Origin of the sequence: Thermococcus thermotolerans (assembly GCF_024707485.1) — an archaeon.
Taxonomy (GTDB): Archaea; Methanobacteriota_B; Thermococci; order Thermococcales; family Thermococcaceae; genus Thermococcus; species Thermococcus thermotolerans.
Map to the genome: position 1 here is coordinate 938,988 of NZ_CP102602.1, position 13,268 is coordinate 952,255.

At 53.8% G+C, this 13,268-nt stretch carries 15 protein-coding genes and 1 tRNA gene; 14 read left to right on the forward strand and 2 right to left on the reverse strand.

Annotated features, from left to right (window positions below; all coding sequences use genetic code 11):
- Positions 1-19 precede the first annotated feature (19 nt).
- From ftsZ to NUS69_RS05405, 8 genes are all read left to right on the forward strand, one after another.
- The gene (gene ftsZ, locus NUS69_RS05370; protein ID WP_055429021.1) at positions 20-1,141 is read left to right on the forward strand and encodes a cell division protein FtsZ; all 1,122 of its coding nucleotides are present in this window, start codon (positions 20-22) and stop codon (positions 1,139-1,141) included.
- A 38-nt stretch (positions 1,142-1,179) separates the two neighbouring features.
- Positions 1,180-1,365 carry a protein translocase SEC61 complex subunit gamma gene (locus NUS69_RS05375; RefSeq protein WP_088180035.1) on the forward strand — a complete coding sequence of 62 codons (186 nt, stop codon included), beginning with the start codon at positions 1,180-1,182 and terminating at the stop codon, positions 1,363-1,365.
- Between the two features lie 20 nt (positions 1,366-1,385).
- On the forward strand, positions 1,386-1,844 hold the full coding sequence (locus NUS69_RS05380; protein ID WP_258084747.1) for a transcription elongation factor Spt5: 459 nt from the start codon (positions 1,386-1,388) through the stop codon (positions 1,842-1,844).
- Between the two features lie 26 nt (positions 1,845-1,870).
- Positions 1,871-2,362 carry a 50S ribosomal protein L11 gene (locus tag NUS69_RS05385; RefSeq protein ID WP_258084748.1) on the forward strand — a complete coding sequence of 164 codons (492 nt, stop codon included), beginning with the start codon at positions 1,871-1,873 and terminating at the stop codon, positions 2,360-2,362.
- Between the two features lie 79 nt (positions 2,363-2,441).
- Entirely contained in the window at positions 2,442-3,092 is a 651-nt protein-coding gene (locus NUS69_RS05390) for a 50S ribosomal protein L1 (RefSeq protein ID WP_055429024.1), read from the forward strand.
- A gap of 5 nt (positions 3,093-3,097) precedes the next feature.
- Entirely contained in the window at positions 3,098-4,117 is a 1,020-nt protein-coding gene (locus tag NUS69_RS05395) for a 50S ribosomal protein L10 (RefSeq protein WP_258084749.1), read from the forward strand.
- Positions 4,118-4,195: 78 nt separating this feature from the next.
- Complete coding sequence (gene rpl12p / locus NUS69_RS05400) at positions 4,196-4,513, forward strand: 50S ribosomal protein P1 (protein WP_258084750.1); 318 nt, start codon at positions 4,196-4,198, stop codon at positions 4,511-4,513.
- Positions 4,514-4,610: 97 nt separating this feature from the next.
- Entirely contained in the window at positions 4,611-4,907 is a 297-nt protein-coding gene (locus NUS69_RS05405) for a hypothetical protein (protein ID WP_258084751.1), read from the forward strand.
- A 711-nt stretch (positions 4,908-5,618) separates the two neighbouring features.
- Here NUS69_RS05405 and NUS69_RS05410 read toward each other — a convergent pair.
- Positions 5,619-5,694: transfer RNA gene (locus NUS69_RS05410), tRNA-Arg, on the reverse strand.
- A gap of 48 nt (positions 5,695-5,742) precedes the next feature.
- Here NUS69_RS05410 and dcd point away from each other — a divergent pair.
- From dcd to NUS69_RS05440, 6 genes are all read left to right on the forward strand, one after another.
- On the forward strand, positions 5,743-6,213 hold the full coding sequence (gene dcd / locus NUS69_RS05415) for a dCTP deaminase (protein ID WP_258084752.1): 471 nt from the start codon (positions 5,743-5,745) through the stop codon (positions 6,211-6,213).
- Between the two features lie 336 nt (positions 6,214-6,549).
- Positions 6,550-6,753 carry an archaeal histone HpkA gene (hpkA, locus tag NUS69_RS05420; protein WP_258084753.1) on the forward strand — a complete coding sequence of 68 codons (204 nt, stop codon included), beginning with the start codon at positions 6,550-6,552 and terminating at the stop codon, positions 6,751-6,753.
- A gap of 65 nt (positions 6,754-6,818) precedes the next feature.
- The gene (locus NUS69_RS05425) at positions 6,819-8,093 is read left to right on the forward strand and encodes a TIGR04013 family B12-binding domain/radical SAM domain-containing protein (protein WP_258084754.1); all 1,275 of its coding nucleotides are present in this window, start codon (positions 6,819-6,821) and stop codon (positions 8,091-8,093) included.
- A 74-nt stretch (positions 8,094-8,167) separates the two neighbouring features.
- The gene (locus tag NUS69_RS05430) at positions 8,168-8,569 is read left to right on the forward strand and encodes a toprim domain-containing protein (RefSeq protein WP_258084755.1); all 402 of its coding nucleotides are present in this window, start codon (positions 8,168-8,170) and stop codon (positions 8,567-8,569) included.
- Positions 8,566-9,951 (forward strand): DNA primase DnaG, encoded by a 1,386-nt coding sequence (gene dnaG, locus NUS69_RS05435; RefSeq protein ID WP_258084756.1) that lies wholly within the window; start codon positions 8,566-8,568, stop codon positions 9,949-9,951. The genes NUS69_RS05430 and dnaG overlap by 4 nt, the downstream gene beginning before the upstream one ends.
- A gap of 76 nt (positions 9,952-10,027) precedes the next feature.
- A complete protein-coding gene (locus NUS69_RS05440; RefSeq protein WP_258084977.1) occupies positions 10,028-11,743 on the forward strand; it encodes a glutamate--tRNA ligase in 1,716 nt (571 codons plus the stop codon).
- 73 nt (positions 11,744-11,816) lie between these two features.
- Here the strand turns inward: NUS69_RS05440 and NUS69_RS05445 are convergent, their stop codons facing one another.
- Entirely contained in the window at positions 11,817-13,109 is a 1,293-nt protein-coding gene (locus NUS69_RS05445) for a sodium-dependent transporter (RefSeq protein ID WP_258084757.1), read from the reverse strand.
- Between the last annotated feature and the right edge of the window lie 159 nt (positions 13,110-13,268).

Here is a 13,268-nt window from a genome sequence, read left to right on the forward strand (position 1 = left end):
TTGCCCGGAGGGTGAAAAGATGCTGAAGCTGATTGAAGACGCTATCGAAAGAACCTCTGCCGACCTTAACAAGGCCCCGGAGGCCCAAGTTCCTCAGACCGACATTGATGAGGAGCTCAAGAGGATTCTTGAGCAGATACAGGCTAAGATTTATGTCGTTGGTGTCGGCGGTGCCGGCTGTAACACCATTAACAGGATGATGCAGGTTGGTATACAGGGCGCTAAGGTTATCGCCATCAACACCGATGCCCAGGATCTTCTCAAGGTTCGCGCTCACAAGAAGATACTCATCGGTAAGGAGCTCACCCGCGGTCTCGGAGCCGGGAACAATCCCAAGATGGGTGAGGAGGCTGCCAAGGAAAACGAGAGGGACATACGCGATGCCCTCGAAGGTGCTGACATGGTCTTCATCACCTGCGGTCTCGGTGGAGGAACCGGTACCGGTGCCGCTCCGGTGGTCGCTGAGATAGCCAAGAAGATGGGCGCCCTGACCGTCTCGGTGGTAACCCTACCGTTCACCGTCGAGGGCATAAGGCGCATAAAGAACGCCGAGTACGGCCTTGAAAAGCTCAGGAAGAACAGCGACACAGTCATAGTCATCCCGAACGACAAGCTCATGGAGGTCGCTCCCAACCTGCCCATACACATGGCCTTCAAGGTCGCGGACGAGATACTCGTCCAGGCCGTTAAGGGCATAACCGAGCTCATCACAAAGCCGGGTCTAGTCAACCTCGACTTCAACGACGTTCGCGCCGTCATGAAGGACGGCGGCGTCGCCATGATAGGTATCGGCGAGAGCGACAGCGAGAAGAGGGCTCTGGAGGCAGCGCAACAGGCCCTCAACAGCCCGCTCCTCGACGTCGACATAAGCGGTGCCAAGGGTGCTTTGATAAGCATCAGCGGAAGCGACGTCAAGCTTGAGGAGGCCCAGCAGATTATCGAGCTCGTCACGAGCAAGCTCGACCCGGAGGCGCAGGTCATCTGGGGAATCCAGCTCGATGAAGAGCTCGGCAAGATGATAAGGATCCTCATAGTCGTCACCGGTGTCAGCTCACCCTACGCGGTGGCAGAAGAGGAGACCCTCTACTATCCGGAGGAGTCGGAGAGAAAAGTTATTAAGCTCGACCTTGAGGAGCTTTGACAACCCTTTCATTTTCAAAATTTAGTGAGGTGACGAGGGTGGCAACAACCACGGAAAAGCTTAAAAGCTTCTTCGCGGAGTCGCGGAGGGTTTTGATGGTTACGAGAAAGCCGGGTATGAAGGAGTTTAAGATGGCAGCGAAGATTACCGGCATCGGAATGATACTAATCGGCCTTATTGGCCTCGTGATTCGCCTGTTCGGCTACCTCATCACTGGCTCTTGAGCCAGCAACGGGTGATAGAAATGAGCGACAGCAGGATATTTACAGTACGTGTCACTGTCGGCCAGGAAGAGACCACGGCCAAGCTGATATACAGCAAGATTAAAACGTACAACCTGCCCGTGTACGCGATACTCGCCCCGTCAAAGGTGAAGGGTTACATTTTCGTCGAGGCACCCAGTAAGAGCGCCGTTGACGAATCTATAAAGGGTATAAGGCACGCAAAGGGCACCCTTCCGGGCGAGGTCAAGTTTGAGGAAATAGAGCACTTCTTGGAGGAGAAGCCAGCGGTGAGCGGCTTCGAACCCGGCGACATAGTCGAGCTCATTGCCGGACCGTTCAAGGGAGAGAAGGCAAAGGTCGTAAGGGTTGACGAAGCCAAGGATGAGATAGTCGTTGAACTCATCGGTTCAATCGTCCCGATTCCGGTCACGGTAAGGGGCGAATACGTTAGACTTATAAGCAAACGCCAGAAGGAGTGAACGGTCAAAGGACAGAGGTGAGAAAGATGCCGCAGATTGTTGAGGTGCTCGTTGAGGGAGGAAAGGCTTCACCCGGACCCCCGCTCGGTCCCGCTATCGGTCCGCTTGGACTCAACGTCAAGCAGGTCGTTGACGAGATAAACAAGGCCACCAAGGACTTCGAGGGGATGCAGGTTCCCGTCAAGATCATAGTCACCGATCCCAAGAAGAAGACCTTCGAGATCGAGGTCGGTGTTCCCCCGGTCAGCCAGCTCATCAAGAAGGAGATTGGCGCGCCAAAAGGCTCCAGCGAGCCCGGCCACAGCCCGGTCGGGAACCTGACCATGGAGCAGGTCATCAGGATAGCGAAGGCCAAGATGGAGCAGATGCTTGCAGCGGACCTCAAGGCCGCAGCGAAGGAGGTCATCGGTACCGCGCTCAGCATGGGCGTCACCGTTGAGGGCAAGGACCCCAGGGAAGTCCAGAAGGAGATTGACGAAGGCGTTTACGACGAGATTTTCGCCAACGCCGAGGAGTGAGGGAAAAGTTTAAAAATCCCTCTTTTTACGCATTTTTGACTTTTCGCTGCTTAAATCAAAAACGAAAGGAGGGCTGTAAATGGCCTTTGACAGGCAGAAATTCGTGGAAGCGGTGAAGGAGGCGAAGGCCCGGGCTAAGCCGCGCAACTTCACACAGACCGTCGAAATGGCAGTCAACCTCAAGGATATAGACCTCCGCAAGCCGGAGAACAGGTTCAAGCTTGAGGTTGTGCTGCCCCACGGTCGTGGGAAAGAACCAAAGATCGCGGTCATCGCTGATGGTGCCGTTGCCGAGGCGGCTAAAAAGCTCGGGCTTGATGTGATTAGTGGAGAGCAGCTTGAGGAACTTGCCAAGAGCCCAAGGCAGGCAAGGAAGCTGGCGAAGAACTACGACTTCTTTATCGCTGCGGCACCGCTGATGCCGAAGATCGGTAGGTACCTCGGTAGGTACCTCGGTCCGAGGAACAAGATGCCGCAGGTAGTTCCGCCGACCATGACCAACCTCGAACCGATAGTGGCAAGGCTCAAGAGGACAGTCAGGATACAGCTCAAGAACAACCCTGTTGTGCACGCCAGGATAGGAACCGAGGACATGGACGACGAGAAGCTGGCTGAAAACGCCGAGGCGGTTCTCAACGCCATTATCAACAAGCTGGAGCGCGGTGAGAACCAAGTGAAGTCAGTATACGTCAAGACCACCATGGGACCGGCAGTTAAGGTGGAGAGGTGAGGGAGATGGCCCACGTAGCCGAGTGGAAGAAGAAGGAAGTTGAAGAGCTCGCCAACATCATCAAGAGCTACCCAGTGATAGCACTCGTTGACGTCGCCAACGTTCCAGCCTACCCGCTCAGCAAGATGCGTGAGAAGCTCAGAGGCAAGGCCCTTCTCAGGGTCAGCAGGAACACCCTCATAGAGCTTGCTATAAAGAGGGCCGCCCAGGAGCTCAACAACCCGGACCTCGAAAAGCTCATCGACTACATCCAGGGAGGAGCAGGGATCCTCGCCACCGAGATGAATCCATTCAAGCTCTACAAGCTCCTTGAGGAGAGCAAGACTCCGGCCCCGGCGAAGCCAGGCGTTGCGGTTCCCAAGGACGTCGTGATTCCAGCAGGCCCCACTTCAATCTCACCGGGTCCGCTCGTCGGTGAGATGCAGGCTCTTGGCATACCCGCGAGAATCGAGAAGGGTAAGGTCAGCATCCAGAAGGACTACACCGTTCTCAAGGCAGGTGAAGTAATAACCGACCAGCTCGCGAGAATCCTCAACGCCCTTGGAATCGAGCCCCTTGAGGTCGGTCTCAACCTGCTCGCAGCTTACGAGGACGGAATCGTCTACACCCCTGAGGTCCTGGCTATCGATGAGAGCGAGTACATCAACCTGCTCCAGCAGGCCTACATGCACGCATTCAACCTGTCAGTCAACACCGCCTACCCGACGGGCCAGACCATCGAGGCCATCATCCAGAAGGCCTTCCTCGGGGCGAAGAACGTCGCTGTGGAAGCTGGCTACATCACCCCAGAGACCGTCGAGGACATCTTTGGCAGGGCTCTGCGTGCAGTCCTGCTCATAGCCCAGGAGTTGCCTGAGGACCTGCTCGACGAGAAGACCAAAGAGCTTTTAAACCAACAGGCACAAATAGCCGTTGCCGCTCAGCCTCAGGAGGAGAAGATCGAGGAGGCTGAGGAAGAAGAGGAGGAAGAAGAGGAAGCCTCCGAGGAGGACGCGCTCGCGGGACTGGGCGCGCTCTTCGGCTGAACTTTCCATTTCCCTCGTATCCCTGAACAAATCCGTGTGAAATGAATGAAAAAATGAAGATGATTGGAGGTGCGAAAAATGGAGTACGTGTATGCCGCTCTGCTGCTCCACGCCGCTGGTAAGGAGATAACCGAGGAGAACATCAAGGCCATCCTTGAGGCCGCTGGTGTCAGCCCGGACGAGGCTAGGATAAAGGCTCTCGTTGCCGCCCTTGAGGGCGTCAACATCGACGAGGTCATCGAGAAGGCCGCCATGCCGGTTGCCGCTCCGGTGGCAGTTGCCGCTGCCCCGGCTGCCGAGGCTTCGGCCGAGGCCGCTGAGGAAGAGGAGGAAGAAGAGGAAGAGGAGGCCAGCGAGGAGGAGGCCCTCGCCGGTCTCGGTGCCCTCTTCGGCTGAAATCCTTTCCCTTTTGTCCGCCCCCGGGCGGACACCCAACCACTTTTCTTTGCAACCATTCGCCACCGTTAAATAACATGAGCCCCATAATTCTCTGGTGGTTTCCATGCCCATAGTCCTTGAAAAGACAGGGGATAAGCCCCTCGATGAAGCCCTTAAAGAAATGGGAATGGCATCGAAGATCATGGTTCTGGAAGAGCTCATGGCGATTTATACCGAATGGGTAAGCATGGTGAGCGAGGTTCTTGTCGGCCCGTACGGAGTCAGAAAGAACGTCAGCACATACCGCGTTGATGCCCACTATAAGATTATGAAGACAATGGAAAAGGTATACTCCACCGGCGAGGCCTACAAAGCTCTTGACGACCTGATACGCGGTCTGACGCAAGAGTGAGGTTTTCATGTTTTAATGGCCTTTTTCTGTCTTAACCTCATTGCCCATAAGGAATGATCACCCTGAAAGAAGGCACCTATTAAAAACATTCGATTTTCCGTTAACGCTGAACTCCACGCCAGTCACAGGGTTGTTCGAGAAGTATGGGCGTTAACAAACGTTGGAAGTTCGGGAGTACGGAGCAAGCTCTAACAAAGCTTAACCAAAGTTTGTGATTGCTATTTGAATCGGCCGTTTAAAATTTAAGCTTTCAAAGGAGCTAGAGCAAAGTCTCTGGGGGGTGTGGGGACGTTAGCCCCCCAGTAGTTTAAATAGAAACGGGGTCGGGCGTAGCCCCACTTCGGGGGTTTGAGAGTACAGAGCAAGCTTTAACAAAGCTTGACCAAAGAAACTTTGCCCGGCAAAGTTGCTCGACAGAGTTTATCAAAGTTTGTGATTCTTTCGTACCTCCTGTTTGAAGGTTTTTTCTTTGGATGTCACCATTTTAGTCAGTTGGATTCTGTTCTCGGTGGTTCGTTTGAGAAGAGGGTTCAAGCTTTTAGCGCTCCGGAGGAGCGTGGATTGAAGTTGAACCCTTCTGAAGGGAAGTCTGTGGGAACAATCCAAATTCAAATGGCGAGTTTTAAACGTAAAATCGCTGTTAAAGAACTAACTTTGAGGATGAATCACGATCTTTTGATCAAACTTTTGCGGAGCAAAAGTTTGTATTACTGGCGGGCCCGGCGGGATTCGAACCCGCGACTACCGGCTCCGAAGGCCGGCGCCATATCCCCTAGGCCACGGGCCCTCGGAAGTGTTTTAAGGGGCGGCAAAATAAAGCTTGCGGTGGTCACTAATGATGCTCCCGGACTGGAAAATCAGAAAGGAAATTCTAATCGAACCCTTCAGCGAGAAGTCCCTTCAGCCGGCAGGTTACGACCTGCGCGTTGGGAGGGAAGCGTACATAAATGGAAAACTGATAGACGTCGAAGAGGCCGGAAAAGTAGCAATTCCCCCCAAGACGTATGCGCTCATCCTGACCCTTGAGAGAGTTAGGCTCCCCGACGATGTAATGGGCGACATGAAGCTCAGGAGCAGCCTCGCCAGGGAGGGCCTCCTTGGGTCGTTCGCGTGGGTTGACCCTGGCTGGGACGGCAACCTCACCCTTGGAATCTACAACGCATCAAGCGAACCGATTGAGCTCGCCTACGGAGAGCGCTTCGTGCAGATAGCCTTCATAAGGCTGGAAGGCCCGGCCAGAAACCCCTACCGGGGAAACTATCAGGGAAGCCAACACCTGGCACTCTCAAAGAGGCGGAAAAAATAACCGCTTTCCGTTAACCCCATTCTATTTCTTAAGCTATATCATGGCAAAGTGCGGTGAATTAGGATTTTTCAAAGATTGCCGGCTACGTTGCCCCCGGTATCACCGGGTTATAGTCGGCAGGAGGCACCATCTGGGTGGGGCCTTCCCTGACATGCTGGACTCTTGATCGGTTGTCTATCTCCCTGAATGCCAATGAAAATATCCCTCTTGACAAGCCGATTGTATTCAACGGCGCACCGGCCGTCTAATCGACGTAGACGGCTCCGTTTACCGAAAGGTTTATATATCTCCAATTCCTTAAAAAATACCGAAAAACCCTTCCTGGAGGTGTTGCGAATGGCTGAGTTGCCGATTGCCCCGATTGACAGGCTGATTAGGAAGGCTGGCGCCGAGAGGGTCAGCGAGGAGGCCGCCAAGGTTCTCGCCGAGTACCTTGAGGAGTACGCCATCGAGCTTGCCAAGAGGTCCGCTGAGTACGCCAGGCACGCTGGCAGGAAGACCGTCAAGGCCGAGGACATCAAGCTCGCCATCAAGGCCTGAAGGCCTTTTCCTTCTTGATTTTTGCAGTCATCAGATTTTTAAAAGGCTCTTCTTATGGTTTCATCATGCCAGAGATAGCCATCAGAATGACCAAGCGCAATCACAACGCCTTCGTTCACCTCCTCGGCGCCCTGGAGAGCCAGGGCTTTGACCTGGACGAGATCCTGATAACCAAGGATTTCCAAGAGATACTCAATGCCAAGCCAAAGGTGGTCCTGTACTCATTCTTCACCGAGGAAATCTGGGGAGGCCTCCCGAGAAAAGTCCGACTTTTGAAGGAACGTGGAACGCTTCTCGTTGCCGGGGGCTACCATGCCATAGCGATGCCCAAACATACGCTCAACCAGCTTGGCTTTGACATAGCCGCCATAGGAGAGGGAGAGGAGGTTCTCTATCAGTTACTCACGGTGCTGAAAAGGACAGGATATAGGATTACAAGGGAGTTCCTTGATATCAGGGGACTGGCCTTCTACCTCAACGGTGAGTTCATCTTTACAGGTTTTGCGAGAGTCGAGGACTTCTGGCGATTTCCACCGTACCCGGAAAGCGTCCGTCTGATATCCCCCATAGAGATAACCCGCGGCTGCCCTTTCGGCTGTTACTACTGCCAGACACCTTACATAAAGGGGCTCCGGATGAGGCACAGGCCGATAGACCAGATTGTAAAATACTCCCGCAGGATGAAGGACATACGCTACATAACGCCAAATGCATTTGCTTATGGAAGCCCTGGGGTGATACTCAAAATCAACAAGCTTGAGGCCCTTCTCAAGGCCCTCCAACCCCTAAGGAAGGAAGGCCGGAGGCTTTTCTACGGCACGTTTCCCAGTGAGGTCAGGCCGGAGTTCGTCCTCCCAGAAACTTTAGAGCTCCTTATTGATTATGCCGACAACAAACGTTTGGCGATAGGTGCCCAGAGCGGTGACGACGCGATGCTGAGAGCAATGCACAGGATTCACAGGGTCGAACATGTCCAGCGGGCGGTGGAACACATGCTTGAGTACGGTTTTGAACCTGTCGTTGACTTCATCGTCGGCCTGCCGAACGAGAGCGAGGAGAGCCAGCGCAAAAGCATCGAACTGATGAGGTGGATTATGAGAAAAGGAGGCAAGGTCAGGGCACACTACTTCATGCCGCTCCCGGGAACGCCCTGGGCAAAATGTAGGCCTTCCCCGCTGAGCGAGGAAATGAAACGCTTTTTGGGAAGAATGGCCGCGAAGGGCAAGATAGAAGGCTCGTGGGGCAAGCAGATTGAACTTTCTAGAAAGCTCCAGAAACTCATTGAGGAGTTCTATGAGGAGCCCATGAGCCACACGGTTCCCGTGCGCAACGTGTGCTGATGTAGACAAAAAGGCGTCAAAAATCATCCAATAAGCTTATAACCTCATTCTTTCGTTACCTAACCGACGGCAACATGTACGCCGAAAACTATAAAAGATTCCTGGAGCTTATAGATAAACTGCGAGAGTTTGAAGGAGCCCTCATCGTGGAGGGCCCGCGAGACGAGGTGGCTCTGAGGAATCTGGGGGTCAGGGCGGAGATAATAAGGCTCTCACGCCTCCCGCTAACGGAAGTCGCGCTCATCGCGTCATCGTATAAAGAGGTCATGATACTTACTGACTTCGACAGAAAGGGCGAAGAGCTCGCAAGGAAGCTCCTCCGGTACTTGGAGGGGTATCCCTGCAGGGTCGATTCAGAAACGCGCAGAGAGCTCAAGAAAATAGCAAAGAAGGACATCAAAGGGATTGAGGACCTCTACGGCCTGTACCTTAAGGTCGTCTCCGTTTCTGACCCCCTGATGGAGGGGATTCGATGAAGAGGAAGAAGACAGTGCTTCACCACATTTTGGCTGAAAAGCAGAAGTTTGAAAAACGGAAAGAGGGTGGTGGTATGTCAGCCAAAGACGAATTTGGAACCACGAAGTACGTAATCTATGCCGAGTTTGAGGCGAACGGAATTGTTGAAAGGCCCGACGTCGTTGGTGCTATTTTTGGTCAAACTGAGGGCCTTCTGGGTGACGATCTCGATTTAAGGGAACTCCAGAAAACTGGAAGGATTGGAAGGATAAGGGTTGAAGTTCACACGAAGGCCGGAAAGACCTACGGAACGATAACAGTCCCATCAAGCCTTGACAGAGTCGAAACGGCGATTTTGGCTGCTGCTCTGGAGACTATCGACCGCGTTGGTCCTGCTGAGGCCAAGATAAAGGTTCTCCGCATTGAGGACGTCCGCGCGACCAAGAGGAAGTACATAATCGAGAGGGCCAAGGAGATACTCGAAAGCCTCATGGAGCAGGAGATTCCCGAGACGCAGGAGCTGACGGAGGAGGTTAAGAAGGCGGTTAGGGCTAAGGAGCTCATCGAGTACGGTCCAGAGAAGCTTCCCGCTGGACCCCACGTGCCGTTCTCAGACTCAATCATCGTCGTTGAGGGCAGGGCAGATGTTCTCAACCTGCTCAAGCACGGCATAAAGAACGCGATAGCCGTGGAGGGCACCTCCGTTCCCGAGACAATCATAAAGCTCAGCAAGGAGAGAATCGTTACCGCCTTCACGGATGGCGACCGCGGCGGTGAGCTCATCCTCAAGGAGCTCCTGCAGGTGGCGGATGTTGACTACGTGGCAAGGGCACCGGAGGGCAAGGAAGTCGAGGAGCTGACCAAGAAGGAGATAGTCAAGTCCCTCAGGAGCAAGGTTCCGGCCGAGCAGGTCATAACGGAGATATTCTACAAGGGCAGGAACTTCTACGACGTCATAAAGGAAAAGGAGAAGGCCAAGTCAAGGGAAGAAAAGAGGGAGGCCAAGCCCCCGGCCCCTGCCCCACAGGTCGTAAGGGCCGAGGAGAGGAAGCCACAGCCGGAGCCCAGAAAGGAGGAGCGCATAATAAAGCCCATTCAGCAACCAAAGCCGAGCGAGCTCGATGAGTTCGGGGAGTTCATAGAGAAGGTCAAAGCCTCCAAGGAGTCCATGGCACTTCTCCTCGACAAGGACAAGAACACCGTCGCAGAGATACCGGTTAGGGAACTCACCAACCAGCTCAAGGAGCGCAAGGATGTTTACGCTGTGGTCTTCAACGGCGTCATCACCCAGCGCCTCATTGACACGGTGAGCGAGAGCGGTGTCAAGTACCTCGTCGGCGCTAGGAAGTACAACGTCGTTAGAAGGCCGATAAACCTCAAGATAGTTACCTTCGCGGAGTGAGCTCCGCCATCTTTTCTCCCCATTCTTAAGGACTAACTTTATAACCACTCCCGCCTTTCTCCCCCCGGTGAGGAGAATGAACGTGGAGGAGCTTATACTGAAGTACGCGCTCATAAACGCTTACACCCACAAGGGGAAGGCAAACGCCAAGGCCGTTATCGGAAAGGTTCTGGGTGAGAACCCTGAATTGAGACCCAAGGCGAAGGAGATAATCCCTCTCGTGAACGAAATCGTTGAGAGAGTCAACGGTATGGGACTCGAAGAGCAGGAGACCAAGCTGAGGGAGATTTATCCCGAGTTTTTCGAGGCAAAGAAGACCAAAAAGGAGGAAAAGAAGGGCCTTCCACCCCTACCGAAGGCCGAGAAGGGCAAGGTGGTTACCCGCTTCGCCCCGAACCCGGACGGTGCGTTCCATCTTGGAAACGCGAGGGCCGCTATTCTCAGCCACGAGTACGCGAGGCTCTACGGCGGGAAGTTCATCCTCCGCTTCGACGACACCGACCCGAAGGTCAAGAGGCCCGAGCCTATCTTCTACGACTGGATAATCGAGGACCTCAAATGGCTCGGATTCAAGATAGACGAAATACACATCGCCAGCGACAGACTGGAAATCTACTACGACTACGCTGAAAAGCTCATAAAGGGTGGAAAAGCCTACGTCTGCACCTGCCCGCCGGAGAAGTTCAGGGAGCTGAGAGATAAGGGCATCGCCTGCCCGCACAGAGAGGAGCCGGTGGAGGTTCAGCTCGAACGCTGGAGGAAGATGCTGAACGGCGAGTACAAAGAAGGCGAAGCCGTCGTCAGGATTAAGACCGACCTCAAGCACCCCAATCCCGCTGTCAGAGACTGGCCGGCGCTGAGGATAATCGACAACCCCGACCACCCGCGCGTTGGGGACAAATACCATGTCTGGCCCCTCTACAACTTCGCCTCGGCCATAGACGACTACGAGCTCGGCGTCACTCACATCTTCCGCGGCCAGGAACATGCCGAAAACGAGACTAGACAGCGCTATATCTACGACTATTTCGGCTGGGAGTATCCGGTCACCGTCCACCACGGAAGACTCAGCATAGAGGGAGTAATCCTCAGCAAGTCCAAGACCCGGAAGGGAATCCAAGAGGGCAAGTACCTCGGCTGGGACGACCCGAGGCTCGGAACCATAAGGGCACTCAAGAGGCGCGGTATAAGACCGGAGGCCATAAGACAGCTCATCATCGAGGTTGGCCTCAAGAGGAGCGACACCACAATAAGCTGGGACAATCTCGCGGCGATAAACAGGCACATCATCGAGCCGATAGCCAACAGGTACTTCTTCGTGGCCGATCCGATACCCATGTACATCGAAGGAGCAAAGGAGTTCACCGCCGAGATACCGCTTCACCCCGACTATCCCGAGCGGGGGACTAGAAAGCTCAAGTTCAAGCCGGGAGAGCCCGTTTATGTCTCAAGGGACGACATGGAGCTCTTCAAGCCTGGTAACTTCGTCCGCCTGAAGGACCTCTTCAACGTCGAGATAGTCGATGTTGGCGAAGATGGAATTAGGGCGAAGTTCCATAGCGTCGAGTACGAGGTGGCAAGGGAAAACCGCTGGAGGATGGTTCACTGGGTCACGGAAGGTAAGCCCTGTGAGGTTCTGGTGCCGGATGGAGACGAGCTGATTGTCAGGAAGGGCCTTCTGGAGAGCGATGCGGACGTTAAAGTTGATGATATCGTTCAGTTCGAGCGCTTCGGCTTCGTCAGGATCGATAAGGTTGGGGAGAAAGTTGTGGCAATATTTGCCCACAAATGACCCTTTTCCATTGCCTACGGTCCAAAATCAGATCTTCTTAATTTTTCTCAAAGGGATAAAAAAAGGAAACGCCTCAGAGCGCCTCCTCAGAAGGCGGGAATACTCTATCCCCGAAGGCACCCAAAAGTATCAGCAGGGCTGCCAAAAGACCTGAGGCGATGTAAAGTCCCCCTGCACGGAACTCAGTTATGAGGGCATGGAAGCCCGCCACTAGGAACATCACCAGGGCAATTCCAGCAAGTACCGTTGCCGCCCCGATTTCCTTTCTGGAAACCATCACTGGATAGAGTTCGTATATCGCCGTAAAGAACGTCACGATGGTGACGGTTTTGAGAACCATATCCGCAACTGCCGGCGGCGAGTCCACGAGTCCTATCAGAGCGGAGGCCCCTATAAGGTACATTGCCGCCCTGTTACGCCCGGCTTTCTGTAGGGATTCAATGATCTGGAGACCAACCTCAGCCGTCGGGAGGAGGCTGGTTATGCCCGCAAAGAACAGCGAGAGTGCTATGAGCCCAAGGAGTGTTGGGTATCCCGAGAGTATGTTCGGGAGGTCCCCCATGAGCGCTATTGCACCCTCATCTCCCCCGTAGACATAGCTTAGAAGTCTCTCCGGGGTCGTGGGCGCTATTGCATAGACGACTATGAGGGTGGAGAGCAGACTGACCACGAGCTGTATAAGGATTCCCGCACCTATAATCAGCTTTGCGTTGAAGCGCTCGTTGAGGAAGCTCCCAAGCATCAGGTAAAAGGCAAAACCCAGACCGACACCGTAGATGGCCCTGAGGGCGGCATCCCTTACCATGTCGAGGCTCAGGGGCACACTGGCCACAAGCATGTGCTTTGCCAGTCCGAGAAATGTTGCATTTTCGGGTATTTGGGTTTTAAACGCAATTGCAGTTATGAAAATCGAGATTACGAAGACCAGTGAACCAATAGCCATGATGGCAAACGTCTTTTCCTTTGCGCGGGTTAGTATGACGAACACTATCCCCAGCATCAGCAGTTTGGCCACAAGCCTCCCCACTGTCCCCGTACCAAGCAGAGGCGCCAGAAGGCCGAGCATTACATTTGCCGAATAATAGGAGAGGAACATCACAACGGCGGCCAGAACCACCACTATCATAGCAGGTTTTCTGACGACCTTCTGGTAGAGTTCCACGAAGTAGTACCTCGACCTCATTACAGTCTCCGCCTCCAGTATGGCCACGTACGCAAACAGTGCCAGGAACGCCACGTGCACCGCAAGCCCCGTAATTCCATACTGGAGCCAGAACTGCGGGAAGAGCCCAAGGGTTCCTATACCCGTGGCGAAACCGGCTACCAGAAACATCATATAGAGCGTCCACTTTTTGACATCGTCCATAACTTCACCCCCGAAGATTTTATCAAATCTCCATTCGAGATATTTAAGGTTAAAAACATAACTTTGCAGAATTTGTCAATGAGTAGGCCATCGGTATCCTTTCAGGACATCAAAGACATCTTGGATAACACAGGGTTAAAAAATAAGGGGGGCAAAATT